The organism is uncultured Ruegeria sp. (assembly GCF_947489545.1).
GTDB lineage: Bacteria > Pseudomonadota > Alphaproteobacteria > Rhodobacterales > Rhodobacteraceae > Ruegeria.
In genome coordinates, this window is the sequence record NZ_CANLDZ010000017.1 from 73,882 (window position 1) to 99,961 (window position 26,080).

A 26,080-nucleotide genomic window follows, 5' to 3' on the forward strand; every position below is an offset into this window, starting at 1 on the left:
GCCCCGCCAAAACTTCGTGGCTTGAGGAGAATTGAGATGAAGATCGAACGTATTACAGTCAAAAACGCAGAGCCAATTTCCAGCATCGAAAAGATCGCCGACATTCAAGGGTGTATCGGGTGCAAAGGATGCAAAGGGATGTGTGCGGCACTGCTCGACGTCTTAACCGTCCCGACTATTGTGGCCAGCCGGAGCCCGGCATGAACAAGCCATTCAAGCAACATCTCATCGACCCTGAAGTCTGCATTCGTTGCTACACATGTGAAATGACCTGCCCTGAGCAAGCCATTGAACACGACGACAACAATGTTGTTGTCAATGCCGACCTTTGCAACTTTTGCATGGATTGCATTCCAGTTTGCCCGACAGGATCGATCGACGAATGGCGTGTCGTTAAAGACGCCCATAGTCTTGAAGAACAGTACTCTTGGGATGAACTTCCGCCACAAGAAGACATTGCAGGTCCAGCAGGAGATGCCGATCTGGATGCTTTGGATGAAGCGATGGCTGCACTCCTCGCTGATGCGCATCAAGGGGCAGGCGGCAAGGCAAAAGCGCCAGCGACAGCGGCAAAGCCCACGATCAATCTCCATAACCTTGGAAAGCCTGTTGAGGCCGTTGTGCAAGGAAATTACCGCCTGACCGATTCAGATGGGAATGTCGACGTTCGCCACATCATCTTGGATTTTCAAGGCCACCCGATGCCAGTGCTGGAAGGGCAGTCAGTTGGTATCATTCCGCCTGGAACCGACGCGGAAGGAAAGCCCCGTCTTCCTCGTCTCTACTCTATCTCCAGTCCGCGCGATGGCGAACGAAGTGGCTATAACAACGTGTCGCTTACCGTCAAACGAGAGGAGCATGGAGTTTGCTCAAACTTTGTTTGCGATCTTGAAAAAGGGGATACCGTTAAGATTACCGGCCCCTTCGGTGCGACCTTTCTGCTCCCAGATGATCCTGAAGCCAGAATCATGATGATCTGTACTGGCACCGGCTCCGCACCTATGCGTGCCTTTACCATGCGACGTCAGCGGACAGTCGGCGCAAAAAACGGTGGGATGACGATGTATTTCGGAGCACGTAGCCCCAAAGACTTGCCCTATCACGGGCCGTTGAAAAAAGTACCCGAGAGTTTGTTGAAACAACATCTTGTTTTTAGCCGCGTTGAGGGCGAACCCAAGGAATATGTGCAAGATCGCATGCTGACGGATCAACCCGCGATCGCGGACATGCTCAAGGATCCCAAATGCTATATCTACATTTGCGGGCTTCGGGGAATGGAAGAGGGTGTGAATTCCGCGTTTTCGACAATCGCAAGCGATATGGGCACCGATTGGCTGTCATTGCGAGACACGATGCGTGAAGAAGGACGCTACCACGTTGAAACCTACTGAGATGTCGCCTCGGCCCTGTTCTGCGCATTGTCACAGGATCAATGTGAGCTGGGGGGACTGCGATCCGGCCAGGATCGCTTACACAGGTCGACTGCCTTGGTTTGCACTTGATGCCATCAACGGTTGGTGGGAAACGCATCTCGGAGAGGGTTGGTATCAGATGGAGCTCGATCGCAATGTCGGGACGCCATTTGTACGACTGGAGATGGATTTCAAAAGCCCTGTGACACCGCGCCACCCATTGATTTGTCACGTTTGGCCCTCTCGCCTCGGAGAGACGTCTATCGAGTTCCGCGTGGACGGCGAGCAAGATGGGGCATTGTGTTTTGCTACACGCACTGTGAGCGTCTTCATTGTCGCGGATGCCTTTAAGAAGTCTCCGCCTCCCAAGGAGATAACCGACATCCTTGCACCATTCATTGCTGAACTGGATATGGCTCAAGTTTAGCCATTCCCTTTTGATGATGTTGGTGCATACTATGCATTATTGTTCATCAAGGGGGTTCGCCCTATGGCGGAAATCGCGACTTTTTCGGGTGGGGCCAAGAAGCTCGACGACAAAACCGAAATGGAACGGCAGGTTGCCGCCTTGCTCGTGCATGTAGGATTGCGTGTTCGTGCTTCTCGGGAGCGTAAAGGCATTTCACGGCGGGTTTTGTCTGAAATGTCAGGTGTATCCCCGCGCTATTTGGCCCAGCTTGAAAGTGGCGAAGGCAATATCTCCATCGGGCTTCTGAAGCGGGTTGCCCATGCGCTGGATCACAAGATCGAATGGTTTGTAGGCGCAGAAGACCCGTGGACCTCAGAAAAGATGCGGGTTGCAGAGATGTTCGCCACGGCCGACAAGCATAGACAGCAGCTTGTTTTGAGTGCGCTGAATCCGCTGCCGACGGAGGCCAACAAAGCCGAACGCGTCTGTCTCATTGGTCTGCGTGGTGCTGGGAAGTCCACACTTGGACGCATGGCCGCGGAGAGGTTGGACGTTCCATTTCTTGAGTTAAACAAAGAGATTGCGCTCTATGGCGGTATGCCAATTGACGAAATCATGGCACTCTATGGCCAAGAGGGATATCGCAAGCTCGAGGCGAGTTCACTAGATCGCGTCATCGAAAACTATGATCGCATGATCCTTGCAGTTGCAGGTGGTATCGTTGCGGAACCCGAGACCTTCCGAAAACTATTGTCAAGGTTCCATACCATTTGGATCAAAGCCAGCCCGCAGGAACACATGAACCGCGTGCAGGCTCAGGGCGATGAACGCCCAATGGCTGGAAACGCAGATGCCATGGAGCAGCTGCGGTCGATCCTAAAGAGCAGGGAAGGGCTCTATGCCAAGGCGGATGCACAGCTCGACACAACTGGGACGCCGCTCGAAACTTCCCTCGAGCAACTTTTGGAGCTGACAAAGATGTGTGGGTTTTTCGCATAGGCCGCACACTTTTGCCGTTGCAATATATCACATCACAGGCATTATAGCGCTAAAAAGGAATCGTTAATGTCTGTCGAAGTCCGGCGCGAAGGCACTGTTGCCTTCGTCACGCTGTCAAATCCGCCTGTGAACGCAATTGGCCTGGAGGTGCGCAAAGGGTTATCTGAAGCGCTCGATTGGGTGAATGGGCAAAACGGCCTTTCCCGCGTGATCCTCAGTGGATCGGAGCGCGCCTTTGCAGCGGGAGCCGATGCGCGTGAGTTCGACGCCGATCCGGTTGCGCCCCATCTTCCCGACATCGTGGCCCGTATTGATGCCTGCGAAACGCCCTGGGTTGCGGCGATTTCTGGCGTGGCTCTAGGAGGCGGCTGTGAGCTGGCCCTGGCCTGTCGTTACCGGATCGCAAGCCCATCAGCAAAAATCGGATTGCCGGAAGTCACGCTCGGCGTGGTTCCAGGCGCTGGCGGAACGCAGCGTTTGCCGCGCCTGGTTGGCCTGAAGGCAGCGCTTGATCTTGTTGCAACGGGGCGGCCTGTTTCAGCCAATCGGGCCGAGGAAATTGGACTGATACACGGGCAAGCCGACGATCCAGTGATGCTGGCGCAGCATCTTGATCTTGGTACGATTGCATTGGAAGTGGCCATCAGCACGTTGCCGAAACCAACAGCGAATTCAGATGCAGTTGAAGGTGCGCGTGCCCTTGCAGAGCGGAAAATGCCAAATCAAATTGCGCCGAAACGGGCCATTGATCTGATCGCGGCGTCCGCGACGATGACTTTGGAAGACGGCATGGCGCAGGAGCGCGAGGCCTTTCTCGCACTACGCCGGGGCGATCAGGCGCACGCCCTTCGCCACATCTTCTTTGCGGAGCGTGGAGCCCGGGCGCCTGATCGCATCAAAGGAGCCGAGCAACCGCTTGATCATGTCGCGGTCGTCGGCGGCGGCACGATGGGGGCAGGCATCGCCTACGCGTTGCTGAATGCCGGATTGACCGTGACTTTGTTGGAGACGGACGCGGAAGGCGTCACGCGCGCAAACGAAAATGTTGAAAAAATCGTGGCGGCCAGCCTGAAGCGCAGACTGATTTCGGACGCTGATGCGCAGAGCCACCGTGCAAAGTTCCTTGCGACCACTGACTATGGGGCGGCCGCAAAGGCGACCCTTGCCATTGAAGCGGCCTTCGAGAGCATGGAGGTGAAAAAGACGATCTTTGGAATGTTGCAAACCCATTTGCCCGCAAACGCAATCCTTGCCACCAACACCTCATACCTTGATGTCAACGAAATCGCGGCTTGCGTACAGGATCCATCCCGGGTTGTAGGTTTCCACTTTTTTGCGCCAGCCCATATTATGAAACTGTTGGAAATCGTCGAAGGCAGCCAGTCAAGTGATGCAGCCCTGGCAACCGGATTTGCCCTGGCAAAACGACTTCGCAAAATTCCAGTTCTTTCCGGCGTCTGCGATGGTTTCATCGGCAACCGAATTCTGGCCCGCTATCGCGAGGCTGCGGACACTGTATTGCTTGAAGGGGCAGCGCCTTGGGAAGTTGACGAGGCAATGGTCGAATTTGGTTATGCCATGGGCCCATACGAAGCTCAGGACTTGTCCGGGCTGGACATTGCCCATGCAAATCGACGCCGCCAAGATGCCACCCGTGACCCCAATCGTCGTTACATTCCAATTGCGGACCGGATGGTCGAATTGGGCAAGCTTGGAAAGAAGACGGGTGCTGGCTGGTATCGGTACCCGGGAGGCGCTGGCAAAGTTGAAGACCCAATCGTTGCTGACCTTGCGATAGAGGAAGCGCATCTTGCAAAGGTGGAAAGACGAGAATTCACTGCTGAAGAAATCCGAGAGCGCTTGCTCATTGCGATGATCAATGAGGCAGCCGACATTTTAGACGAAGGCATTGCGGCCTCTGCCGCCGACATCGATCTTGTAACAGTGTTTGGTTACGGGTTTCCACGTTGGCGGGGAGGGCTGTTGGCCTATGCAGATACATTGGGTGCGTCCAAAATTCTGGAAAAGCTCAAGTCGTTTGCTCAAGAAGATCCCCTAGTCTGGACTCCGAGTCCGAGCGTCATAAAATGTGCGCAAGAGGGATCTTCATTTGCTCAACTATTCGGGAAGGGGACCTGAACGGAAGGCCGCGTCCAGTGGTGGTGAGGAGACTTAAAGGGAGGGAAATGAATATGACAGCAGAGCGACTCAAGCCAGTCCATGTCGATGAATTTGCAACCGATCTGAGGGCGGTATGCGGAAGGTTCCAAGTCAGTCCGCCGCGGCGCAAGCATCACATCGACTCTCAGCTTTCAGTTCGGAGCTCGGCAGGCTTCGATGTTGTATCTGTGTCGCAAAACGCGCAGAGAATTGATCGAACCCAACGAGACATTCGTCGCATTCCCGGCGACCATTTTTTCCTCATCATTCAACAATAAGCTGGATCCGTTCTTCAGCAAAACAACCAACCTGAAGAGATGCAGGTTGGAGACATGTTTGTTGTCGACAGCGCAACACGGGGTCTGCTCCGGCTCAGTGCAGAATGACACCTCTTATGAGCGTTTTTGTGTTTCCCGACACGATGAGACTATCCCGCTGACGCGGAATGGTCAAAATTTGTAGCCTGTACAGGCGCTGGAGACGGTGGGCCGAACCGAGTGTTGTCATGCTCTCATCTGCGCATTCTCGCGTGCTGCCTTTGTGGCCTGCTGCGGTGCCCGAATGATTACAGGGTTTTCGTCGGGTTTGCCGAAATCCCTTTCTCCCAAGGTCGAAATCACGGGCACTGGAAAACTGCCGATCCCCTCGGGTTGCGATGTTGAGAACCTATAGCAGCTCATCGGCATTTGGATGTGTTGAAGAGGCTTGTGAGATCCGCGCGGGCGCGCGGCTCACTTGATCCATGAGACAGGGCAGGGGATCCACACGGGCTTGCGCCCGCGCTCACCCCGGCCCTGACATTCTCATAATTGGCTGAGCAGACCGCCGGGCGGTCTGCTGCGCTTGATTTCCCCGAACGTCAGGGGGCCGAAAATCTCTCGTATCTGATCCGGTCCAGGGGGAAGGCGCAAAGAGAGATCCGCGCCAGGGCGTGGCTCACATATCTCTTTCCCATGCGCCTCAAGCAGAAATCGTGAAAATCCCGGTTCCTCCCACGCGCCAGCGCGCGGGTCCCTCCCAAATTTCCCCAATTTCAGCCTGACCCCCAGTCCTCAGATCAGAAACGGATCTTTTCCATCGGCCCCCCTCCTTGCCGGGGAAAAACGCGGATGGGGTGCGGGTGTCGATGTCACAGCCAATGGGCCGTTTCCTTGGCCCATTGGAACAAACCAAACCGCAAGCGGACAGGCCGGGGAACATCGGCATTCGCGTCACCACGAAGGAAACAGATATGAATGCACAAGTTGCAGATATGGCAATGACCCAAGCGCAGATTTGCGCAATGATTGCCGAGCAGAATGACGCTTTTCGCAAGCGTGAATCCGCAGGCGGGAGCGGCCAGTGGGTCTTTACCACAGCTATCGACAACGAAGGCCCGGCATTCTTGCAAGCCTGCCTTGAGGCGGTCCAAGCCTACGACGATTTCACCGAGGAAAACGACCCACAGGGAACCCACGAAATGGGGTTCATGGAAGTGATGGGCAAAAAGGTCTGGTGGAAAATCGACCTCTACAACCGGACCTTTGATGGCGGTGCCGAGAACCCAACCTCGCTGGCCGATACGCGCCGCGTCCTGACCATCCTTTTCCCGAGCGATTACTGAAATCGGCTCCGCCCGAAAGGGTGGGGCTGGTTGCGCAACCCGCGCAGGAAAGGAGGTGAGTGCATGAACCCATACACGATTGACCGTCAACGCAAGTTGGCTTGGAGCAATCTCAAGAAGGGCGGCCTCTCGAGCAAGATCGCCCGCGCCTTCTTGAAACTTCACGCAGCCGTCTAGGCGGCCCCGCTCTACCCCGGAAGGGGTAGGGCACCCTTAACACAAAAATTCACCACGAAACAAGGAATGCCCTTATGACTAAACAATCGAAAATCGACATCGAAGCCGCAGCCGACATCATCGAATACGTCGCGTTGAAAGACCTGTACCTGTCCGACATCAACCCGCGAAAAGAGGTTGACGAGGAAGGCATTGCGTTGCTGGCCGACAGCATTGCGACCTGTGGTCTGATCCAGAATCTCAATGGCTTGCGTGACGAGAGAGACAAAATCGGCGTTGTGGCAGGCGGACGCCGGTTGCGCGCCCTGTTGATTGCTGTTGAGAGCCGCCCCGATCTGGCGACCGTACCTGTCAAAATCACGACCGATCCGGTTGTGGCGGAGGAATGGGCAAACGCCGAGAACACAGCACGTGAAGCGCTGGACCCGGTTGACGAAATCCGTGCCTATCGGGCAATGGCCAAAAAGGGCAGCCCGCTTGCGACCATCAGCCGAGCCTTTGGCGTGACGGAGCCCCATGTGCGCCGCCGCATGGCACTGGCCAATCTGCCCGAAGCTGTACTGGACGCGCTCAAAGCCCGTGACATCAGCATGGGTATCGCGCAGGCCATGACGGTAGGCGACAACGAGACGAAAATCCTCGAAACTCTGGACCGGGCAAAGAACAGCCATTGGTTCTCGGAACATGACGTCAAAAAAGCGCTCAAGCCCGAGGCAATCGACAGTGATGACCGAAAGGCAAAGTTCGTCGGTCTGGACGCCTATGAGGCAGCAGGCGGCACCATCACCGCTGATCTGTTCCAAGAAGAAACCCTCTTGAACGACCCGGAAACCATCGAACGCCTGTTTGAGCAAAAGCTGCAAGCTCAGGCTGAGGCGATCCGGGCCGAGGAAGGCTGGGCATGGGTCATGGTTTCCCCGGAGAGCAATGTGTTTTGGTACGAACTGCAACGGACAGAAGGCTTTGCCCGCACCTACAAGATCGAAGGTGTTCTGAGCGAAGAACAATCCGAGCGCTATGACGAACTGGCAGAACTGGCGAATGGCGATGCCATTGACGAAGCCGGAGAGGCTGAATTGGAAGCCTTGGAAGCGATCATCGAAAGCGACTACAGCGCCGAGCAAAAGGCTCTGGCCGGGATTGTCGTCAATGTCAGCCATCGCGGGACGATCGTAGTTGAGCGTGGTTTGGTGAAAGCCGAGGATCAGGCGGCAGCGGTCGAACAAGGTGTGATCGAAACCAGCAAGCACGGGTCAACCGAGGCGAAGAAACCCGAAAAGCCTGCCTATTCGCAGAAGTTCATTGACGACATGACCGCAATCCGTCTGGCGGCAGTCCAAACAGCGCTGTTGACCAAGCCTGACTACCTGCAAAGCCTGTTTGCATTCGCCATGTCCCCAGCTGTCACTGTACCCTAATTAATCAGAATTGGGCTTGAGATTTTCGTTTGTTTTCAGCGCTCGTCTGTACCCTTAATTTCCATACTGTACCGCTAATTGCAGTATTGTACCTTTAATCGCCATACAGTCGGAGCTGTGGATAAGTTAGGAGGCCGACTGAGCCAAAATAGCCCATCCGCCGATAATGATTGGGCAATCTGCGTTGAGGGGTTTCAACCAGGGCCACGGATGTATTGCAATTAAGGGTACAAAAACTTCCAAAATTGCCTCAAATCCGCAGAATCTGGTTAATTAGGGTACAGTGACAGCCGCGGCGTGCAAAGCCTGCTGAGAAGCACCTGTGACCTTAGAAACGCAACGCCTTGCCTGTTTCGGACGACCGGCGCCGATTGGCTGGCCGACACGGAACTTGGCGAAGAGGTGTTCGGCCCTCTGGGGTTGATCGTGACGGTTCGGGATGAAAGCGAGATGCTGGCTGTCGCTGAAAGCTTCAAAGGCCAGCTAACCTGTACCTTACATATTGACGAAGCCGACAGCGATACCGCCAAGGCGCTTCTGCCGGTCCTCGAACACAAAGCCGGGCGGGTATTGGCCAACGGCTTTCCCACCGGCGTGGAGGTGTCCGACACTATGGTGCATGGCGGTCCCTACCCGGCCTCGACCAACTTCGGAGCAACCTCTGTGGGCACCTTGTCCATTCGCCGCTGGCTGCGGCCAGTGTGCCTGCAGAACATTTCTGCGGCCCTTTTGCCAGCTGACCTAAATTAACCCTGGGCGGGCATTCAAGCACTAAAGACACCTGGAGACTCGCAAAGTGTTGAGGCAAAGCTCAACGCCAAACGGTTTCGCAAATGAGTTGCCGTCCTCACCACTTTAGCCAATCATACTCATTTCTCTCGCGCCAGCCGTGTAGAATTTCGACTCTTTAATTGCTTCGCGTTCGATCAAGGTCTGCTTTGAGAAAGCCGCATAACGGCTATTGCACTCGAGACACTCGGCACAAACGGGCGCTCTGGCGACAGAACCGTTGACTTGACCCTCGGGTATGACCAAGTATGACTGCGGAGGGCCGTTATGACCATTAAAACCACGCTCAGCTTTACCGACCGTCACCACCGCTTCCTCAAGGAAAAGGTCGGCGAGGGGGTCTATGCCTCGGCGTCGGCTGCTGTTGCCGCCGCCGTCGAACGGATGATCAAGGACGATGAGGCACGCGAGGTTGCATTGGACGCCATGGCCGACGAGATCCGCCGCCGCTCCGAGTCCCCACGTGATGCATATGTCGAACATGATGCCACCTTCGGCCCGGCACTGCGACGGCTGGACCGCAACGCGTGACATACACGCTGCGCTACCATCCGTCGGTAGCAAATGATCTGTTGGTCATATCAGAGCTGGTCCAGGACTATGCGGGCCCGCAAACCGCGCGTCGCAAATTGGCCGAAATCGCTGAAGTCGCCCGGAGTCTGCGCACGCTGCCCCATCGAGGCACAAAGCGCGATCACATATTACCAGGACTTCGCGCCATTCCTGCAGCCCGTCGCGCGGTGATCGCCTTCACGATTGATGAGGACGCGCGCGAGGTTCTGGTAATCGCCATAACTTACGGTGGGGCCGATTGGATATCCCGCACGGGACACCGCAGCTGACTCACTCCAACAGATCGCTCGCTGGATCTTCTACAAAATCGACGTCATCATAGTATCGCTGCACGTGTGCAAGTGAACGATGTAATGACAGTCGCATTACCGTGACACATTTCCGCACTTATAATGTTGTCTGGCGGGGCAGGGGGGCTACTACTGGTCGATAGCATACTTCATCAAAGTCTCGCCAGAGAAAGGATGAGAAGGCGAGACGATATTAGACTGTCTGGTCTTCGTGCCATTCTTTGATGGTTCTGCACAGTCTCGACATCGCAAATCCGCGATGAACGCGGACATCGAGCATGTCAAAGCCTTCAGAAAACTTAACGACGTCCTGCCCGTCCACGATGAACTCAAATCGCCCACTCGAATAGGCGTCCTCGTGATTGTAATCGACGACCCTCCAACTTCCGAGAACTTCGCCGTCTCGGGTGATCACATCGCCTTGCGCCAGCTCAGGCTGGTACACACTGTCCATCCACTCATCAATGCCAACAAAATTTATTGGGTAGGTCAACTTCATGCTCGAAAATCCTCAAGTAGCGTTCTTGAACAGCGCTCAGAAAAACAGTTGTTCTGCAGCAGACCTTGGACGCCTTCCTACTGAACACTACACAAACCTGAGTGGTGCAGAAAGAGACCAGATCGTTCTGGGGCTGAAGTTTGCCCGATGATTTAAAGCTCGATAGGGTTTGATCATGCACATCTATGGTTTCGATCACATCGTTCTCTGTGTTCACGACGTCGACGCCACCTTAGAATTCTACGAGCGAGTTCTGGGCATGGCAGTGCTTGAAGAGCGACCGGGGAAGTGGTCGCTTCATTTTGGGTCGAACAAGATCAGCGTCCAGGATGCGACGGACCTGCCCAGGCTCGTTGAGAAAACAGTTCCGGGCAGCGGCAATTTCTGCGTCCTGACCGACTACCCTATGGAAGATGTCGTTGCTCAACTGCAGTCCCATGGCGTTGCGATCGTCGAAGGGCCTGCGGAGAAGTCTGGAGCGGTCGGCAAACTAGTGTCGGTCTACTTTCGCGATCCTGACGGCAATCTTGTCGAAGTCAGCAATCGAGAACTATGATGATTTGCTTGAGGGGGCACTTTTAACGCGATCGACGAAATAGACCCGGATCTTATTGATGATTGGGGTGTGGAAGACCGCCTTGAGAAGTTCACAGCTGTGAACTCTGGCCCCGACAAAGACACGGATGCCCCCAACCATTCACTTGAACAGCTGGCGGACAGCATTCGAGAAAATGGCCGGCAAGTACCAATTCAGGACCGTTGATTTGCTATAGTTAAATAGGCCCCAACTATGGATTGGCCGTGTAGACATCGCCGTGTGAACTCCTACGAACCAAACTCAAATCGCGTGAAACTTCAGATCCAATTGTGGACGGTTGGAAAGTGGAGATGTTCTGTCAGGAACCTCAACAACACGAAGGCCAAACCAGTTCGATGAATGTCTTTAGATTGTGTCTTTCTCTCACCTTGTGCCTGGCATTCGCCGCCCCTGGATCAGCTGACACCAGTTTATTGAAGCACTTCCTTCAGAGATGTGGTGAAGCCTATTTTGCTGGCCTTGAACCGAGTTTTTCAGACTTACAACCTTCTGAATTACAAGACTTGGAAGGTTACACATTTTTCGACCTCACGAATGGGTACTCAATTACCGTTTCTGACCCCGAAAGTAATGTATCCGTTTGTGGAATAGGTCTGCGTTTCCCGGACAAGTTTAATGGAAACTTGCAGGACGAAATCGACGAGTTCCTGCAATGGGCTGCCGGGAAAGAGGCAGAAGGAGTACTGTATGAGGCAACGTCCTGGGAGCTAAATGGGGTAACTCAAACGTCCTTCGAGTATGTCAATACTGAACCTCCAACCCAATGTCCGGGTTTGACCTTTGGACATGGGATAGACCAATCGCTCCCTATATTATTTCTAGTGATTAGGACAATTGAGAGAAGCGAATGCAGAACATTTCTCGGGTCATGAATTGCATGGTTCAGGACCCTCGTTTAGCCAATGCGATGAGGCTGGCGTTAATCCGCAGATCACCAACGGCGTAGCGTCTGGTCATAGCCCTTAAAACTCCCCCAGGGTTCTTGATTGGCGTTTGAGGATGAGACCTGTTCCGATCGATGATAATCAAGCAAATTGTTGTTGTCTCGACGCCCATTTGCAGCACGGCTTCGCGATATGCGTCATGGTTGATCCCCAGCGGTACCATCCTGTCGATCCCCGCGTTGATGAAGTCCTGAGAGCTTGGTTTGGCTTTTCACCTTGCGATATCACAAGACTCGTTTGCATTTCATCCGTACAGAGCGCCAAAAGCCGATCCGGTGTCAGCCAGTCCAGGTTTTCGGACTTGCTCGCATCGGAATCCGCTTCATGATTGCTTTCAAAGCAATTCTCACCGCCGGTAGGCGGTGCAAAGATTTCAGTGTCTGCCTGCTTACAGGCAGGCGATCTTTCAACGTGATCGTTACAAGGTACATATAGATCATGAGTTGTATCTTGTAATAATGGTAGGACACCAGAGTCCGGGTGGCCGGACTCTTTTTGCTTCTTTTCAAAGAACAGTTCGATCTTATCCACCAGGTCCATGACAACTTCCAGGTGGTGCCTCAACTCAGTTGAACCCACAGAAGCAGGGAACCTGCGCGGCCAGTCGAGGAACGCCTGGGTGAAGCTTTCAACTGTCGAGCTGCTGGGCCACTGTTGCTGTGCAGACATGATTGAGTTTTTGACGCGCTTGTGGCCGGCACTGATCTTCAGTTTGAGTTCACGGCGCTCCTGTATCTCTTGATCAAGTTCCGCATCTATTCCCAGGAGTAGGGGGGTCGCTTCAATCAGTGGTGTCAGCGATATACCTTGGCGGAATTCGCTGCCATCAGATCTTTTGAGACAATAGCGCCGGCCACTCAGGCCAACATCCTTGCTCACAAACCTGTGGACTTCCTCAAGGGCGACCTCAATCCGCCTGATTGATCGTTCCGATACACCAATGCGCCGCGCGAGATTGCCTTGCATCGAATAGCACATCGGTTCTGTGGTCGGATCTGTCCAGTCTCTCGGCCGCGTTTCCGACACCATCAGTAGAAGGACCGACAACTCGTTGGCAGAAAGACCAATGTGCCGTCCTGTTCGAACCAACACTCTTTCTACATGTCCTCTTGTCATTCCTTCCGGCAGCGCAGGGTATAGGTCTTCGCCTCTATCTTGTGTTTGGGTGTTCGCTCTCATGCTCGCTCCTCTATCGTGAAGCAAGGCTTGGGCCGACGAACCGGCATAACTTTTCTGTTCGCACGAATGCGTTTTTACTTGCCTGTCCTGTAGGGAATGCGGTAGAAAATAGGTGCAAACAGATTTTCTTTGCATCCCCCCGTATTGGCCATCCGCCTTGCGGGGGTTTGTTTTTTGGTTGGTTCGGTTTCCTTCTCGATTCGGTCTAAGGATTGATGGATGTTACCAGCGCAGCTGGTCGGCGGCTATAACTCGTAGATGAAGCTGGTAAAACTACTACCTGTGGTATCAGCGTCTACGCCCAGATTTCATCCTCTAGGTCTTCAGGGTGCTGCGTAACGTAGCAGAACAATTTCCCGGTTCGCCCTGTGTCTAACCGCATGTTTGTTTCCAATTCGCCCCTAATTTCCTTTCCAATGGACGGATTATGTCATGTTGAGAGTCTTAGACAGGGGATGTGAGTTCCACAACAAAAACTTTCGAAAACAAAAATAGTACGTCCAAAAAATGTTCAAAAAAACCCCAGCCATCCCTGTTAAAAAATGACTCGAAATCAAGGCGATAGCAGTGCACAACGGCTGCAAAAGGGAGGCTGTTAAGGTGTCAACGCTGAAGGATCTTGGCTACACGATCCGCAAGATTCGCAAGGGAAAAGGGGTGACGCAGGCTGAACTGGCCAAAAAGGCTGGGATAGGCGTTCCTACAATGAACTTTATCGAAAACGGCAAAACCAGTCCAAGGTTGGAAACACTGGAAGCTATTGCTGAGGCCCTTGACACCAGCGTGCCGCACCTTATGACGCATCAGCTCGACACAACTGTTCCGCATAAGCAGGATCTGAAGGTCAGAGTAGCTCGAAATGTGCGCGACAGACGCGAGTACCTCGGTTTGTCGCGGCGCGAGATGGCCGAGCGGGTAGGTTTTGTACAGCAGTACATTACGAAGGTTGAAGGCGGCACTCGGCTTTTACTTTTGAAAAACCTCATACGGGTGTCATATGCACTCGAAACTCAGCCGACCTGGCTTATCTCGGATGGGTTTGACGTTTCTTTTTCGGTGCCGGATGAGGTGAGATATCCGGAAACCACTGAAGTTATGGAGATACTCGAAGCACAAAGAGTATACAGAAAACTGTCCATATTTAAGATGGGAACTGTGACTGGCCATGGTTCTGCAATCTGGTACAATATGCTGCGATCCGGAAACATATCGATTGTGGTGTTTTTGCAGATTTGCCGCGCGCTATCTTTAGATCCGGAAGATTTGATTGATGCTCGATCTTCAGAACAGGATGAAATCTTGGCTAAAATGTTCTTCCCGAACGCCGCGCGTTAAACATAGTTTTCTTCTATCCAAAAATAGAAATCTAATATTTCCTCGTACAGCGCCCCGCCGCTAGTCTGATGTGGATAACTTCGAGGAATGCACCTCCAGGTTATCTAGAGCAAACTTGGGGGCGTCAGCTCGGTGAATGTATGCGTGGCTTCTGCACTGCTATCTCCGAAACAAGGGCTTGGGGTAAGCCCCGCTAAAACCCGATTTGTGCAACGAAGTGATTTTTAGCCATGACTGATTCACGGATATGAGTCGGTTTTTACGTGATTGGGTTCATGTACTGATGTTTAATCGACTCCAGTTCCTTTTCTTGGCCTTGCCCCTGGCACTTGGTGCAAGTCAGGCTTTGTCTGCCCCGCTGATTCAATGCCCCGACTGGCGGCAATATGTTGTCAAAGAGTCGAGCGCGACGCTGCGGTCTTCTCCGCCAAAGCAATCGTTTGAGGTTGCTGTCGCCAACGGCAAAGCAGTCCAGGCGAATGTAAAGCCCCACAAGAGCCCCGCTCAAAACAAACGCACCGAGCCACTCCCTCTGCCGAAAGGCTTTTGGAACAAGGTAAGGCCAGGCGCCAAACCTGCGACTGTCGGTAAGACCCCAACGCCGGGCTCCCCGGCCGCCATCTCTTCGCAATGTCGCTATGTCGTCGTGAAGGGCGACACGCTTAGCAAGATTGCCGCCAAAAAACTGGGAACCGTAAAACGCTGGAAAGAAATCGCGCATGCAAATGGTCTGTCGGGTTTATCTCCCATAAGCCCGGGACAAGTCCTCAAATTGCCATGCGCAACCGGTGGGAAGGGGCCAGTTCCGATATCGCCCCTTCCTGCTCCAATGCCCGTCTGGACGGCACGTCCCGGCGAATATGTCACTGATGTCGTCAAGAGATGGTCAAAGTCGGCTGGCTACACCTACAAACAAGTTGGTGTCGATGAATGGGAAGTAACCGTTCCCATCGCCATCCGCGGGTCTTTCAAGGACGCCCTCAAAGAACTGGTCATTGGCTTTGAAGGCAGCGGGCATCCGCTTCCAATCAGCATTTACGCCAACAAGGTCGTCAGGATCGGGAGGCCCATATGATGAACCTCCTCAGGGCAACGAGCGTGGCGCTGGTAACGATGACCGGGCTGACGGCATGTGAAGCGTTCAATGAAGCCGATGATTTGGTTTCAGGTATTTCAAAAAGGACGGCGGACGAACGGGCGCGATTGAGGGCTGCTCAGCGTGGTCAACTTCACATCGTTGACCGGCCTTTCTACGGAGAAGCGGTCAAGGTCGAACGCGGATCCCGCAGTGGCAAGCCTCTGCCCAAGCGCCTTGAGGGCGCGCGCAGTATCTCCGTCACAACTTCTGGTGAGGCCGCAGACATCAAGACGCTCGCGGACGCGATCTCCCAGCAGGCGGATATGCCTGTAAACATTCGCACTGTGTACAGCTTGCCGGAAGGAGAGGTTATCGAGATCCCGATCGGATCAACGATGCGCGTTGAGCACCAGGGATCACTGTCTAAACTGCTTGATCAGATTGGCGCGCGTATGGATGTGGCCTGGTCCTATGACGGAACAGCAATCACGTTCGACCGGATGGTAACCCGCCGCTACAACGTGCCGATCCCAACTGGGGGGTCTAACCTGACATCATCGATCGGCGGCGTTCAGGGTGGCAATCGTACTGTCACATATGAGCGCAACATCGGTGGGTATGATGCCTGGACGGATCTGCGTGTGCAATTGGAAGCTGTAGCACCCCCTCCGGCCCTGCTTACGTTCGCGCAGTCATCAGGCCGTATCTCGGTTTTTGGTCCGCCTTCTGTTCAGGCGCGAGCAGCCGCAGTGATTGCGGATTTCGACGATGTGTTTTCCACTCGAATTGGACTGGAGGTGGCAGTCTTTTTTATTGATGCGAGCAAAAGCAACGAGTTTGCAGTTGGACTTTCCGGATCCGGAAGTCGTGGTAGCATCAACGGCGTTGTTGGTGCCCTGACGGGCAACGGCGTCGCCACGCTAACCAACAATTTTGGTTCGATCGACTTCCAATCGGTGGCCAAAAACGATGCGGTTGTCGATTATCGCTTTGGATCTCAAATCGCCCAAAGCGGTGTCATCGCTCCGATTGTGCTGACGGAGTCGCAAAACTACGTCGCGAGAACCACAAACACAACTGATCAGAACGGCAACGTATCAACTGCTGTTGAAACGGCCACCATTGATACGGGTATTTCGATCCACGCACTGCCGCGCCTGGTCCAGAACAACCGGATCCAGCTTTCACTGACGTTATTGCAAAACGATCTGACGGAACTGGAGAGCTTTGAATCCGGCAGCAGCACGGTGCAGCTTCCAAGAGTCAACGAGCGGGCGCTGCAGAATGACAGCGTTTTGGCGCCGGGCGAAACGTTGGTCCTGTCGGGATACGAACAGGACCGCGCCTCCCGCTCCAATACCGGTGCCGGAAAGGCGAGGTTTCTTGGCCTGGGTGGCCGGACGAAAGGGAATGTCGGCAAGGTCCGCATGGTGGTTATGGTCCGGCCCGCAATCATTCCGGCAGCTGGCTGATGGTGCGCGTTGTTACATATCAGGGAACCGAGGCGGTTGCAGGTCTGACCTGGGATTTCAGGAAGAGGCGCCCGTTTTGGAAGGCTGCACCGATCGCTGCGGAGTGGTCGGATCGGACGGCCTTCCTGCCGGACCAACAGGATTTGCTTGGCAAGCCGAGCCTTCTGTCGCTGCTGGCGCTCAGCTTGCCGGACAAGGTGAATGAAGATGCAGTGCTCTTTGCCTATGAAGATTCGGCGCAGGACCTGTATTTCATGGCGATCATGGTGCGCGGCAAGCCAAAACTGGCCGAAGAGACACTGTTTGATGATCGTGATGCATTCCTCGCCAGCGTAAAGCAGGAAAGTGGTAGAGGTCAGGTCAACAGGCTTGCGACAACCCGGGACCTGGCCGAGCTGGCGCAGGCTGATATCAAGGTCCTGGTGTTTGAGGATCTGGCCGACAGCATCCAACCGGTTCGTGTGACAGGCAAGCTTCCCGAAAACGCGTCAGAAACTCGACTGATCGCAGGTGCGATCGGCCTCGTATGCGTGGTTGCGCTCGTTTTCGGTGGCTTGTTCTGGATGAACCGGGCTGAACCTGAGCGGGTAGAGATTCCCAAAGTTGCAGTGATCGTAGATCGGGATGTCTTTGAAGAAAGCTGTCTTGAGGCATTCCGGGAGGGTTGGCCGCGGGCCCCAGGCTGGGACATCGTGCGCGAAGGCTGTGCGACACCGGAGATGCGCGATCCGGCCCTGGATGGAACGTTGCGGGTCAAAGCGCTGGCTTATCGCGAGTATGTCCTGGACCGTTCCTATAATGGGGAAATCGCCCGTCGGGCTGCCGCGGCGGTGCATGAAGGCACCTCTGTCAGTTTGCTCATTGAAAATCAGAGGCTCTTTTCAACCAAAGTTATTGAGGCACCACTCACGGAACTGGCGCAGGACGGTGCGGAGACACCGCCTGCGCCAACGGATCTGCGGGATATGGTGGCTGAAGTCTTCCTTGGCCACCTCAATCTCAGCGTGAGCCTTCCCGGTGGGGTCGGAGATCGTGTGCGGGTCGAGTTCCGGGGCAGTTTAGAGGACGCTCTTACCACCGCCCGGCGTCTGCCCGGAACCGCGATTTCGCGGCTTTCGCGCAAAGGTGACACCGTCACGCTCGACCTGTCTCCCCTGGAACCCCGCCTGATACCCCGTTCATCCTTTGAGGAGGACCCCACCTGATGCGACATCTGTTTTTGACCTCTGCGCTCTGCACAAGCCTGAGCCTCTATCCCGAACTTGTTGCCGCACAAAGCTGGGAGAAAAAGCAGCTGCATGAAGCCGTGATAAATTCGGCCGCCAACTACACGACAGTTTTGCGCACCGCGCATGACGAGGTCAGAAAATACATCACCTGGCGGGGTTGGAGAACCCACCTGACCGAAGAGGAGCGGGAACAGCTTTCCGCAGATATCCTTGCTGCGATCGCCGCCAATGAGAAAGTCACTCAAGACCTGGTCCCGTCCTTGTTGCAGGACAGGCTCGACAGCTACGATGTGCGGTTTCGCTATTGCGACGGCAAGTTGCTGACGTACTTCGGAACGCCGGATTTCAAGCACAACATGTCGGCGGAGCAGATTGCCGAAGCCCCGATCCTACGGGCCCAGCGTCAGAACCAGCGCTATACCGGGCGGCGGCTTGGTGTGCTGGAAGAGGGTCCGGACGGAATGGTGATGGCTCTGGCACGTGACCCTGTGACTGGTGGCGGGCAGCGCAGAATTGTTCTTGATTGCCTGCTGGAGGGTGAGGCTGGCGCCGAACGGCTTGAGGCCGGGACCCTGGGCTATATCAGTAATGCGCCCGCGAAGTACGGAATAGCTCATGTCAAACGGCGGCGGGAATCGGAAACCATAGCCTGCCCCGACAGGCAAGTTGGGCTCGGTCAGACCCGGCGGCGATATCTCAGCACGCCCTTTAACGGGCAATGGGATCAGATCGGCGATTCATATTATGACACCTCATTCGGCGGCGATGGGAACTGGACGGTCTGGGTAGATTTCTGTCGTGACCCGGTCACGATCCTCCGACGGGATGTAGAAGTCTGTGACGCGGTTCTCCGAACTGCAACGCAGGAAATCACGCTCCCGGGGGAAGGGCAGGCGGTGTATGACTACTACCTGACCGAAGCAAAGGATCCGACGGATTTCACGAAAACGGTATGGTTGCCTTCTGATGCGGACGGCAATTTCACCCCCACGGCCGTTGGAGTCCTGTCGAAGTATTCGAACTGCGACAACCTTGAGGCAGAAGCGCGAGTCACACCTGCAGTCAGCACGGTCACCGAAACCGACCAGCGTGCCTGCTCTGCGGGCTGGACCCATGGCAATCGAACCTATCAACGCACGGTAACCACGACGACCTATACCTATTCAGGCATGAAGCCAGGCTGGGAAAATGGTCTGTCTGCCTCGGATATAAACGTGTTGAGCTATGGCAGTTGGGGTCTGAAGGGTAACAGCTGTCGCAAGTGGGTTTCTTCGACGCAAATGCAGCGAAAAAACACGGATTGCAGTTGCCAGGGAACGTTGAGGTACCAGCGCGCGGTGATCACCAGGGGCTGGGACTGGCAGAGCAATGCCGACCAACTCAACACCACCCATGGCAATTGGGAACATCTGTCCGGGAGTTGTGAACCGGCCTGGAAAGTCGAGCGGCAGGGCGGCTCCTGCCGCAGGTCGCCTCCTCGCGGCGGTGGCGGTAACGAAGAACGTGATAACGAAGACAATGACGGTGATGGCTACCAGGACAGCATAGACCTGGATGACGGCGACCCGAATGTAGGGGATCGCCGTGACAATGGTGGTAACCGTGGAAATGACAACGGTGGCGACGACAAGATCGTTTGCACCGCGATGAATGCCGCCTATGGGTTTGGCTCTTTCCGCCAGGCGATCTGGCTGCGCTATGCCCGCGATCATCTCACGGAATTTCACCAGACCGGCTATCACCTGATCTTCCTGCCGCTGGTGCGCCGCGCCTACGGGCAGGACGATCGGTTTGCACGTGGTTTGCGCAAGAGCTTGGAACACATCATGCGCGAACGCACCGCTGATATCCGGGCCGAGATGCAGGGCTCCAAACGCCGCAAGCTCGGTCGTTTCTATCGCCTGACGCTGGAACCGCTTTGCTACATCACCGGTCGCCTTGCGGGCGGCGGCAAAGTTGCAGGTGTTGAGGATGTCCCGGTCATTGCCGGGCGTCTGAACCGCAACAGCCAGACACTGATCGGAGGACAAAATGCTTAAACTCAAATCCACGCTCGCTGCGTTGCTGGCCTTTGCAGTCACGACCGCGGCTGTAGCAGAGATCGATGAGTCCAAACGCATCGTCTACAAGCGCGGCGAGATTTTCCAGAATGTTGCCGCCGAACATGTACGCCCACTCCTGGCCAATACAGCCTGGGTCAGCACCTGGTGGGACGGGCAATATATGGATAAGGGCGGGTATGCAGCGATTGTCTGGTATGGTGCGGATGGGCGCGAGCATGCCTGTATCACCAACAGCAGCACCGGAAAAACCGGTGGTTGGGGTGCCGCGCGAGCTTATTCCGGTTATGAGAAAGATTTCAAAGCTTTCAAAGTGCGTTATCCGCTCAAGCGGGCCATCGATGCGCACGGAGACGCCTGGTACCAACTCCTGCGCTACAATGGCCAAACCGGGGAACTGACGACCTATCTCGCCGGCAAGCGCCGCTGGTGGGAAAACGATGTGGGCCACCTGCAGGCCCGCCTTCCGGCGGTCACCTGGGAGATCTGCCCGGACTTTCCCTCCGCTGAAAGCCTGGGGGCAAAGGTCAACACCAAACAGACCTCGCGCTTCTACAAGGAACTACTCTCACAGGACCCGGGTCAGCGCATCCTGCGTCCGCAATATGTCAATGAATGTGCCCATGAGTGGTACGGCAGAAAAGCGCGCAGGAACAGCCCAGCGTGCGGTGGCAACTGATGCGAATTCTGTGCCTGCGATATCCTGCTCTGGCCGCTTTTGTGGTGTCAGTCTGCCTCGGATCCAGCCTCCGGGCTGAGACAGATGACGCCTGGAGCAGGATGTTTCAACTCAGACCCACGCTCGCTGCGCTGTTTGCTTTTCCAGATACCACGCCGGCCCCGGCAGAGAACGAGGTATCCAAACGCATTGACGACAAGCGCGGCGAGATCTTCCAGAGAATTGCCGCCGAACAAGCGTCTCTGTTGTCGGCCAATACGGCCCGGGTGATCAACTGGCGGGACGGGCAATACATGGAGAAGGACGGGTATTCTACGATCGTCTGGTATGGAGCGGACGGGCGTAAGCATACCTGTATCTCAGATAGCAGACCCGCAGACAACGTGGCGCGAAGCTATTCCGGCTATGTGCTTAACTTCAAGGCACCCTATCCGCTCAAGCGTTCTATCAGTTCTGCCGAACAAACCGGATACCAGTTCCTGGGTTACAATGACAAGACGAAGGAACAGACCACCCATCTCCCTGATGCGCGCAGTTGGTGGAAAAACTATATCGGTCATTTGCAGACCCGCCTTCCTTCCCCTGTCAGGGATAATTGCCGGAACGCCCCCTCGACCGAAGGCCTCAACGCAGAGATCCAGTCGACGCAAATCTCCCGGTTTTATGGGGAATTACTGCAACAGAGCCCAAAGGAGGGCAACTGATGCGTGTTTTCCGTCTGCAATATCCTGCTCTGGCTGCCCTGGCGATGTCCGTCTGCCTGTGTACCGCCTTCCGGGCCACAGCGGACGATGCCGCTACGATCATGGTGCGTCTTGGGGAGACTGCCGGCAACGTGATGGAAATGCCGGACGGACGCCGCTTTGTGATTTATCTGCCGCTGAAACAGATCTGGGAGATCAGTGCGACCGGGTTTGTTATGGCGGCGGCAGATGTGGAGATGCAATCCGGTTCAGACGGCATCCTGACGCTCTACTGGGACGATGGGGAAGTCCATGAGGTGGATTTAGCTGAAATCGAAGACCTGACGTTTCTTGAAGAAACCCCTGAGATTATCACCCAGCTTGACCAGATCGTTGGTCAGCCGCTTCCCAGCCCGGTGGGTCCATTGCCTGCGGGTGCGCAACTGGCCGAGGCTGGCGCGGTGTTTTTCACAAACGACGTGATCGGTGACTGGTCGGTGATCGGTCGCCAAATCTGGTACAGGCCCGTGGCGGGTCAACCCGATCTGATCGACCCGGTCGATCTTGTGGCGGCGCTGACCGTTTCCGACGAGGGAGGCGAGTGATGTATACCCGCTTCCCCTTCACCATGGCGCAGCCTTTCCGCGTCGCTTTGGCCCCGGCTGCGACCACGCTGAGTTCAGTTCAACCCTTTCCCACTCCAATCTTCGAGTTGAAAGAGAAACGCCCATGATCCCAGGCCGCACCCGTCTCACCCCCCTGATCTTGATTGCCTGCGCCGGTTTTGCCACCCCGGGTGCTGCGCAGAACTTTTGGTCGACAGTCACCGGATCTTCGGCCGAGGCCGACTCTGACGAGCGGTCCCGGGATATCCTGAGTTGTCCGTTCGATGAACTGCTCGCCGCCTATACATCGATCTACACGGATGTTCAGCGGATCAACTCGGAAGCGTTGTTCAACGAAGTCACAATGATCTGCACCATGCGACAGACACGGTTGAAGTTGGTTCTGGATAACGAAGAAGCGTTTCGCTCAAAACTCGCGGACATGCAGGCGAGCACACAGGCGGCTGTGATCGGATCAGACATTGCCGGGCAGTGCCCGGCTCTCCCGGAACCATCAAGTCCACAGGCCGCAACCAAACCTGAGCTGCAGGAAGAACCCAACCTTGCAGAACTGAAAGCCGCAAAGGCGGAGGAGATCGCCCGGGACGTGCTCGATTGTGCCGCTCCGTACCAGGTGGCAGCTATCCTTGGCTCACCGGTTCTGGGCCCGGGCCTGAGTGCGATCCTGATCGAAGATGCAACCGGCAAGCAGTTGACCGTAAAAGTCGGTGATGTCTTGCCCGGGGGCATCCGCATTGATGAGGTCACGCGAGAGGGTGTGATGGTTGAGGCGGGCGGCGAGCGCGAACGCTTGCCCAAGCGACCGTCCTTGCCAGAGATTTACGATGGCGGTGGTGTGATCGCAATTCCGGCTACGGTGCAGGATCTGTTTGGCAGCCCGAAGGTCCAGGAGCTGCCGGAATGAACGTTCTGTCATCCCTGCAACGGTTTTTACAGCCCGGGATGCCCACCCCATCGGCGTTATCCAATGGCATTCTTGATCTACCCGTCAAGGAGTTCAGTGGGTTCAGGTCGGTTGCGGCCGTGCATAGCGACGGCACCTGCTTTGTGGCGGAAGGGGTATATCAGCACGAGGATACCTTTGTCGAAGGGTTGCGGCGGCTGCGGGAGACGGGTGTCATCACGCAAACGGGTTCTGTAGAGCAGCGCCGGCTGGACGAGATAACGGCGCTCTATCGCCCGGACAATGGAGCGAAGCAGGACGATCCCCTTGACCTGGAAGCGAAGCGGAGCGGCCGGTGGCGGCTGCTCCAGTTGCTGGAAGAGGCGGCTGAAGCGCGGGCTTCGGATTTCGAGATCATCGACCGAGAGACCCATACCGATGTGCAGATCAAGATCGCGGGCCGCTGGTTTCCCTATGGCCACCCCTGGACATCAGATGAAGGTAAGAACGCGCTGTCTGCCGCCTTTGATGCGCAGGATCCAGGCTCTGGTGAGAACATGGCACAGGAGACCGGGTTCCAGGGATTTTCGATCAGCCCACAGGAAAAACTGCGGCTCCCGGCCAATGTGATCAAACTGCGCTGTACACGAGGGCATCATGAGGCAAAGACCCGGACCGCCTCTCATCTTGTCGCACGGCTGTTCTACAACACCGATCATGAGACCGGTACGCTTGCGGATCTTGGCCATGACGCAGAAGTCCTGAGCAAGCTGGCGAAGGTGCGTGCAGACCTGCGGGGCGCGATCATTGTTGCCGGCGAGACGGGTGATGGCAAGTCAACAACCCTGACCCGCAATACCGCGCAGATCGATGACGACCATGGTGGGCATGCCAAGATCGTCATGCTGGAAGACCCGGTGGAATACCGGCTGAATCGCCCCAGTGTGACCCAGATCGCGATGCAATCTGCGGGCACGGAAGAGGAACGGTCACGCCATTACGGGGATGCGTTTCGCCATTTCCTGCGCAGCAACCCTGATGTTGGAATTATCACAGAAATCCGCGACGGAGCGCTTGGCCGGGAAGCCATCAAATTCGTCCAGTCGGGGCACCTGTTTTGCTCCACGTTGCACGTCGACAGCGGGCACCGAATTCCGTTCCGGTTGATCACGATGGGCGTACCACCTGAGGAATTGGCAGAACCGGGGCTGCTTCGATTGTTGATCAAGCAGACATTGCTGCCGCTGCTCTGTGATCACTGCAAGCGCCCAATGGCAGAGGGAGACCTGTCTCCGCCCGACCGGGCGATCGTGGATCCGCTGATGGAGGACCGGGACAGGGTGTTTCTGCGCAATCCGGAGGGCTGCTCCAGATGTCAGCGCAAGACCAGCGAGATCGGCCGGTTGGCCTGGTGGGGGTATCAGCGCGAGACCGCCGTGGCCGAGGTCATTGAACCTGATGAGACGTATCTCGGTTTCGTGCGTGACAAGGATTCAATCGGTGGGCTGCAACACTGGCTTAAACCTCGCAGCGAAGGCGGCATGGGCGGGATCACGATTGCCCAGAAGATGACCGAGCTGGTGCTCACGGGTCAGGTCGATCCGCGCGATGCGGTGCGCAAGCACGGTGACCTGTCTCAGCGCATGACCGCGGTTCAGAAAGCGGATCTTAAGTGGGGTGACGCGAAATGAATGACACGCATATCCACGACGAAATAGAACTTTTGCTTGAACATCACGACCAGGCCTCTCGGCGCCTTAGGCGTTTGACTTTTCTTCTGGCTGTGGTCGTCGCGACCGTGGTGGCCGCCAGCTTTACGATCGTCGTAAAGACCGTCAGTTCAGCGATCCGGACCGTGGGCAGCTGTTGGGCAGCCCGCAAAAGCCTGATGCCGCAATCCTTGGAGTTAGACGGATGACAAACGATCTGATCCTTGCCTTGCGACGGTTCCGGTTCACCGCGCATCGCCGCTCTCAAGCCTGGCGGTTGATGGCGGACCTGCTGGAAGCCGGGCTACCGCTGCAGGATGCGCTGGAAACAGCAGCCGAAGTGGCCCGGGAACAAGGTCGGGGCGTGGTTGGTGAAATTCTGCTCGATGTCCGGGAGGGTTTTGCGGACGGGGAGTTCGAACATCGGATCACCCGCTATGTGCCCGATTCGGAAGCGCTCCTGTTCCGGAATGCAACCAAGGCCGAACCGGTCAGGATATTCCGCGCAGCGATGCGACTGGCCGACCAACAGGGTACAACGCGCCATGCGTTTCGTTCTGCGATGGGGGAGCCGGTCCTGATCCTGTTGCTGATCGGTGCGACGTTCCAGATGCTGGGCGCGCAGCTGTTTCCGATGCTGGCGGACACAACGCCAATGACACAATGGCCCAGCGTAGCGCGGGTGCTCGGGCAATTCTGCGTCTGGTTTGCCGCCAATACCTGGATTCTGCTTGGGTGTTTTGTGCTGTTCGTGATCGGGCTACGGGCGGCGATGCGTCACTGGACGACCTGGCCGCGGGATATATTGGACCGGATACCGCCGTTTTCATACTACAAGTTGCACGAAGGTGTTGGCTTCATGTTTGCAATTACAGAGCTTGCGCGCATGGGCGTTACACTCCAGTCGTCTCTGCTTGATCAGATGGCAAGGGAGGCTTCGCCATATCTGAGATCCCGCATCGCGGCAATCGCCAGGGAAATCCAGAATGATGAGAACTGGGGCAGAGCCTTGCCTGCGACCGGGCATGACTTTCCGTCTCGTGATCTTAACGCGGTCTTGGGTGCGCTGTCCCGGCGCAACAACTGGGTAGAAAAGTTTGCAGGTTTCCTGGACCAGTGGCTCGCTGATCTCGACAGGACCCTGAAAGCACGCATGGCCATCCTGAAAGTGGCGCTGCTGTTTTTTGCGGCCGCCGTGATCGGCATCATCATGTTGAGTGTTTTATCCATCTTCCAGTCCCTGACGGGGATTTAGAGGCACGCACACCATTGATGA

At 55.7% G+C, this 26,080-nt stretch carries 26 protein-coding genes and 2 pseudogenes; 25 read left to right on the forward strand and 3 right to left on the reverse strand.

The features are described from left to right. Positions 1–36: 36 nt before the first annotated feature. From Q1B13_RS19845 to Q1B13_RS19890, 10 genes and pseudogenes are all read left to right on the forward strand, one after another. Complete coding sequence (locus Q1B13_RS19845; protein ID WP_299083291.1) at positions 37–204, forward strand: hypothetical protein; 168 nt, start codon at positions 37–39, stop codon at positions 202–204. Then, the gene (boxA, locus tag Q1B13_RS19850; RefSeq protein WP_299083292.1) at positions 201–1,391 is read left to right on the forward strand and encodes a benzoyl-CoA 2,3-epoxidase subunit BoxA; all 1,191 of its coding nucleotides are present in this window, start codon (positions 201–203) and stop codon (positions 1,389–1,391) included. The genes Q1B13_RS19845 and boxA overlap by 4 nt, the downstream gene beginning before the upstream one ends. Position 1,392: 1 nt before the next feature. Beyond that, entirely contained in the window at positions 1,393–1,839 is a 447-nt protein-coding gene (locus Q1B13_RS19855; protein WP_299083441.1) for a thioesterase family protein, read from the forward strand. A gap of 63 nt (positions 1,840–1,902) precedes the next feature. Beyond that, positions 1,903–2,820: a helix-turn-helix transcriptional regulator gene (locus Q1B13_RS19860; protein ID WP_299083293.1), complete on the forward strand. Its 918-nt coding sequence runs from the start codon at positions 1,903–1,905 to the stop codon at positions 2,818–2,820. Between the two features lie 66 nt (positions 2,821–2,886). Next, positions 2,887–4,959 carry an FAD-dependent oxidoreductase gene (locus Q1B13_RS19865; protein ID WP_299083295.1) on the forward strand — a complete coding sequence of 691 codons (2,073 nt, stop codon included), beginning with the start codon at positions 2,887–2,889 and terminating at the stop codon, positions 4,957–4,959. A gap of 1,147 nt (positions 4,960–6,106) precedes the next feature. After that, complete coding sequence (locus tag Q1B13_RS19870) at positions 6,107–6,583, forward strand: DUF3768 domain-containing protein (protein ID WP_299083298.1); 477 nt, start codon at positions 6,107–6,109, stop codon at positions 6,581–6,583. 251 nt (positions 6,584–6,834) lie between these two features. After that, entirely contained in the window at positions 6,835–8,178 is a 1,344-nt protein-coding gene (locus tag Q1B13_RS19875) for a ParB/RepB/Spo0J family partition protein (protein WP_299083301.1), read from the forward strand. Positions 8,179–8,472: 294 nt separating this feature from the next. Continuing rightward, positions 8,473–8,928: pseudogene (locus Q1B13_RS19880) on the forward strand (aldehyde dehydrogenase (NADP(+))); the annotation flags it as partial. 306 nt (positions 8,929–9,234) lie between these two features. After that, positions 9,235–9,498, forward strand: a complete 264-nt coding sequence (locus Q1B13_RS19885) for a type II toxin-antitoxin system ParD family antitoxin (protein ID WP_299083304.1) — start codon at positions 9,235–9,237, stop codon at positions 9,496–9,498. After that, positions 9,495–9,809 (forward strand): type II toxin-antitoxin system RelE/ParE family toxin, encoded by a 315-nt coding sequence (locus Q1B13_RS19890; protein WP_299083307.1) that lies wholly within the window; start codon positions 9,495–9,497, stop codon positions 9,807–9,809. Before Q1B13_RS19885 ends, Q1B13_RS19890 begins: the two co-directional genes overlap by 4 nt. A 214-nt stretch (positions 9,810–10,023) precedes the next feature. Here Q1B13_RS19890 and Q1B13_RS19895 read toward each other — a convergent pair whose 3' ends face one another. Next, positions 10,024–10,329: a hypothetical protein gene (locus Q1B13_RS19895; protein ID WP_299083309.1), complete on the reverse strand. Its 306-nt coding sequence runs from the start codon at positions 10,327–10,329 to the stop codon at positions 10,024–10,026. Between the two features lie 175 nt (positions 10,330–10,504). On the opposite strand from Q1B13_RS19895, the gene Q1B13_RS19900 reads away from it, so the two are divergent. Continuing rightward, positions 10,505–10,885, forward strand: a complete 381-nt coding sequence (locus Q1B13_RS19900) for a VOC family protein (RefSeq protein WP_299083311.1) — start codon at positions 10,505–10,507, stop codon at positions 10,883–10,885. 924 nt (positions 10,886–11,809) lie between these two features. Here the strand turns inward: Q1B13_RS19900 and repC are convergent. Continuing rightward, on the reverse strand, positions 11,810–12,034 hold the full coding sequence (repC, locus tag Q1B13_RS27055; protein ID WP_366871118.1) for a replication initiation protein RepC: 225 nt from the start codon (positions 12,032–12,034) through the stop codon (positions 11,810–11,812). After that, on the reverse strand, positions 11,953–13,050 hold the full coding sequence (locus Q1B13_RS19905) for a helix-turn-helix domain-containing protein (protein WP_299083313.1): 1,098 nt from the start codon (positions 13,048–13,050) through the stop codon (positions 11,953–11,955). The genes repC and Q1B13_RS19905 overlap by 82 nt, the downstream gene beginning before the upstream one ends. 600 nt (positions 13,051–13,650) lie before the next feature. Here Q1B13_RS19905 and Q1B13_RS19910 point away from each other — a divergent pair. The 14 genes and pseudogenes from Q1B13_RS19910 (at position 13,651) to Q1B13_RS19970 (ending at position 26,059) form a co-directional block, all read left to right on the forward strand. After that, complete coding sequence (locus tag Q1B13_RS19910; RefSeq protein ID WP_299083315.1) at positions 13,651–14,385, forward strand: helix-turn-helix domain-containing protein; 735 nt, start codon at positions 13,651–13,653, stop codon at positions 14,383–14,385. A 283-nt stretch (positions 14,386–14,668) separates the two neighbouring features. Then, positions 14,669–15,151, forward strand: a pseudogene (locus Q1B13_RS27060) (LysM peptidoglycan-binding domain-containing protein); the annotation flags it as partial. A gap of 63 nt (positions 15,152–15,214) precedes the next feature. Next, complete coding sequence (locus Q1B13_RS19915; RefSeq protein WP_299083317.1) at positions 15,215–15,460, forward strand: TcpQ domain-containing protein; 246 nt, start codon at positions 15,215–15,217, stop codon at positions 15,458–15,460. Next, positions 15,457–16,935 carry a secretion protein gene (locus Q1B13_RS19920; protein WP_299083319.1) on the forward strand — a complete coding sequence of 493 codons (1,479 nt, stop codon included), beginning with the start codon at positions 15,457–15,459 and terminating at the stop codon, positions 16,933–16,935. Before Q1B13_RS19915 ends, Q1B13_RS19920 begins: the two co-directional genes overlap by 4 nt. Further along, on the forward strand, positions 16,935–18,140 hold the full coding sequence (locus Q1B13_RS19925; RefSeq protein WP_299083321.1) for a hypothetical protein: 1,206 nt from the start codon (positions 16,935–16,937) through the stop codon (positions 18,138–18,140). The genes Q1B13_RS19920 and Q1B13_RS19925 overlap by 1 nt, the downstream gene beginning before the upstream one ends. Beyond that, positions 18,140–20,203, forward strand: a complete 2,064-nt coding sequence (locus tag Q1B13_RS19930) for a hypothetical protein (RefSeq protein WP_299083324.1) — start codon at positions 18,140–18,142, stop codon at positions 20,201–20,203. Before Q1B13_RS19925 ends, Q1B13_RS19930 begins: the two co-directional genes overlap by 1 nt. Next, entirely contained in the window at positions 20,196–20,903 is a 708-nt protein-coding gene (locus Q1B13_RS19935; RefSeq protein ID WP_299083326.1) for a hypothetical protein, read from the forward strand. The genes Q1B13_RS19930 and Q1B13_RS19935 overlap by 8 nt, the downstream gene beginning before the upstream one ends. Then, entirely contained in the window at positions 20,903–21,607 is a 705-nt protein-coding gene (locus tag Q1B13_RS19940; RefSeq protein WP_299083328.1) for a hypothetical protein, read from the forward strand. Before Q1B13_RS19935 ends, Q1B13_RS19940 begins: the two co-directional genes overlap by 1 nt. Then, positions 21,607–22,191 (forward strand): hypothetical protein, encoded by a 585-nt coding sequence (locus tag Q1B13_RS19945; protein ID WP_299083330.1) that lies wholly within the window; start codon positions 21,607–21,609, stop codon positions 22,189–22,191. The genes Q1B13_RS19940 and Q1B13_RS19945 overlap by 1 nt, the downstream gene beginning before the upstream one ends. After that, positions 22,191–22,319 carry a hypothetical protein gene (locus tag Q1B13_RS19950; RefSeq protein WP_299083333.1) on the forward strand — a complete coding sequence of 43 codons (129 nt, stop codon included), beginning with the start codon at positions 22,191–22,193 and terminating at the stop codon, positions 22,317–22,319. Before Q1B13_RS19945 ends, Q1B13_RS19950 begins: the two co-directional genes overlap by 1 nt. Continuing rightward, positions 22,316–23,116, forward strand: coding sequence for a hypothetical protein (locus Q1B13_RS19955; protein ID WP_299083335.1), 801 nt, complete (start codon positions 22,316–22,318; stop codon positions 23,114–23,116). Before Q1B13_RS19950 ends, Q1B13_RS19955 begins: the two co-directional genes overlap by 4 nt. After that, the gene (locus tag Q1B13_RS19960) at positions 23,113–24,786 is read left to right on the forward strand and encodes an ATPase, T2SS/T4P/T4SS family (RefSeq protein WP_299083337.1); all 1,674 of its coding nucleotides are present in this window, start codon (positions 23,113–23,115) and stop codon (positions 24,784–24,786) included. The genes Q1B13_RS19955 and Q1B13_RS19960 overlap by 4 nt, the downstream gene beginning before the upstream one ends. Next, the gene (locus tag Q1B13_RS19965; protein WP_299083340.1) at positions 24,783–25,013 is read left to right on the forward strand and encodes a hypothetical protein; all 231 of its coding nucleotides are present in this window, start codon (positions 24,783–24,785) and stop codon (positions 25,011–25,013) included. Before Q1B13_RS19960 ends, Q1B13_RS19965 begins: the two co-directional genes overlap by 4 nt. After that, positions 25,010–26,059, forward strand: coding sequence for a type II secretion system F family protein (locus Q1B13_RS19970; protein WP_299083343.1), 1,050 nt, complete (start codon positions 25,010–25,012; stop codon positions 26,057–26,059). The genes Q1B13_RS19965 and Q1B13_RS19970 overlap by 4 nt, the downstream gene beginning before the upstream one ends. The last annotated feature ends 21 nt before the right edge of the window (positions 26,060–26,080 follow it).

Excerpts from the sequence above, each read along its gene's own strand:
- Q1B13_RS19905 (WP_299083313.1), bottom strand. The coding sequence starts at position 13,050 with ATGAGAGCGAACACCCAAACACAAGATAGAGGCGAAGACCTATACCCT.
- Q1B13_RS19945 (WP_299083330.1), top strand. The coding sequence starts at position 21,607 with ATGCGTGTTTTCCGTCTGCAATATCCTGCTCTGGCTGCCCTGGCGATG.
- Q1B13_RS19885 (WP_299083304.1), top strand. The coding sequence starts at position 9,235 with ATGACCATTAAAACCACGCTCAGCTTTACCGACCGTCACCACCGCTTC.
- Q1B13_RS19900 (WP_299083311.1), top strand. The coding sequence starts at position 10,505 with ATGCACATCTATGGTTTCGATCACATCGTTCTCTGTGTTCACGACGTC.
- Q1B13_RS19935 (WP_299083326.1), top strand. The coding sequence starts at position 20,196 with ATGCTTAAACTCAAATCCACGCTCGCTGCGTTGCTGGCCTTTGCAGTC.
- repC (WP_366871118.1), bottom strand. The coding sequence starts at position 12,034 with ATGGTACCGCTGGGGATCAACCATGACGCATATCGCGAAGCCGTGCTG.
- Q1B13_RS19940 (WP_299083328.1), top strand. The coding sequence starts at position 20,903 with ATGCGAATTCTGTGCCTGCGATATCCTGCTCTGGCCGCTTTTGTGGTG.
- Q1B13_RS19855 (WP_299083441.1), top strand. The coding sequence starts at position 1,393 with ATGTCGCCTCGGCCCTGTTCTGCGCATTGTCACAGGATCAATGTGAGC.
- Q1B13_RS19925 (WP_299083321.1), top strand. The coding sequence starts at position 16,935 with ATGGTGCGCGTTGTTACATATCAGGGAACCGAGGCGGTTGCAGGTCTG.
- Q1B13_RS19875 (WP_299083301.1), top strand. The coding sequence starts at position 6,835 with ATGACTAAACAATCGAAAATCGACATCGAAGCCGCAGCCGACATCATC.
- Q1B13_RS19930 (WP_299083324.1), top strand. The coding sequence starts at position 18,140 with ATGCGACATCTGTTTTTGACCTCTGCGCTCTGCACAAGCCTGAGCCTC.
- Q1B13_RS19960 (WP_299083337.1), top strand. The coding sequence starts at position 23,113 with ATGAACGTTCTGTCATCCCTGCAACGGTTTTTACAGCCCGGGATGCCC.
- Q1B13_RS19920 (WP_299083319.1), top strand. The coding sequence starts at position 15,457 with ATGATGAACCTCCTCAGGGCAACGAGCGTGGCGCTGGTAACGATGACC.
- Q1B13_RS19915 (WP_299083317.1), top strand. The coding sequence starts at position 15,215 with ATGCCCGTCTGGACGGCACGTCCCGGCGAATATGTCACTGATGTCGTC.
- Q1B13_RS19860 (WP_299083293.1), top strand. The coding sequence starts at position 1,903 with ATGGCGGAAATCGCGACTTTTTCGGGTGGGGCCAAGAAGCTCGACGAC.
- Q1B13_RS19870 (WP_299083298.1), top strand. The coding sequence starts at position 6,107 with ATGTCACAGCCAATGGGCCGTTTCCTTGGCCCATTGGAACAAACCAAA.
- boxA (WP_299083292.1), top strand. The coding sequence starts at position 201 with ATGAACAAGCCATTCAAGCAACATCTCATCGACCCTGAAGTCTGCATT.
- Q1B13_RS19950 (WP_299083333.1), top strand. The coding sequence starts at position 22,191 with ATGTATACCCGCTTCCCCTTCACCATGGCGCAGCCTTTCCGCGTCGCT.
- Q1B13_RS19895 (WP_299083309.1), bottom strand. The coding sequence starts at position 10,329 with ATGAAGTTGACCTACCCAATAAATTTTGTTGGCATTGATGAGTGGATG.
- Q1B13_RS19965 (WP_299083340.1), top strand. The coding sequence starts at position 24,783 with ATGAATGACACGCATATCCACGACGAAATAGAACTTTTGCTTGAACAT.
- Q1B13_RS19845 (WP_299083291.1), top strand. The coding sequence starts at position 37 with ATGAAGATCGAACGTATTACAGTCAAAAACGCAGAGCCAATTTCCAGC.
- Q1B13_RS19955 (WP_299083335.1), top strand. The coding sequence starts at position 22,316 with ATGATCCCAGGCCGCACCCGTCTCACCCCCCTGATCTTGATTGCCTGC.
- Q1B13_RS19970 (WP_299083343.1), top strand. The coding sequence starts at position 25,010 with ATGACAAACGATCTGATCCTTGCCTTGCGACGGTTCCGGTTCACCGCG.
- Q1B13_RS19865 (WP_299083295.1), top strand. The coding sequence starts at position 2,887 with ATGTCTGTCGAAGTCCGGCGCGAAGGCACTGTTGCCTTCGTCACGCTG.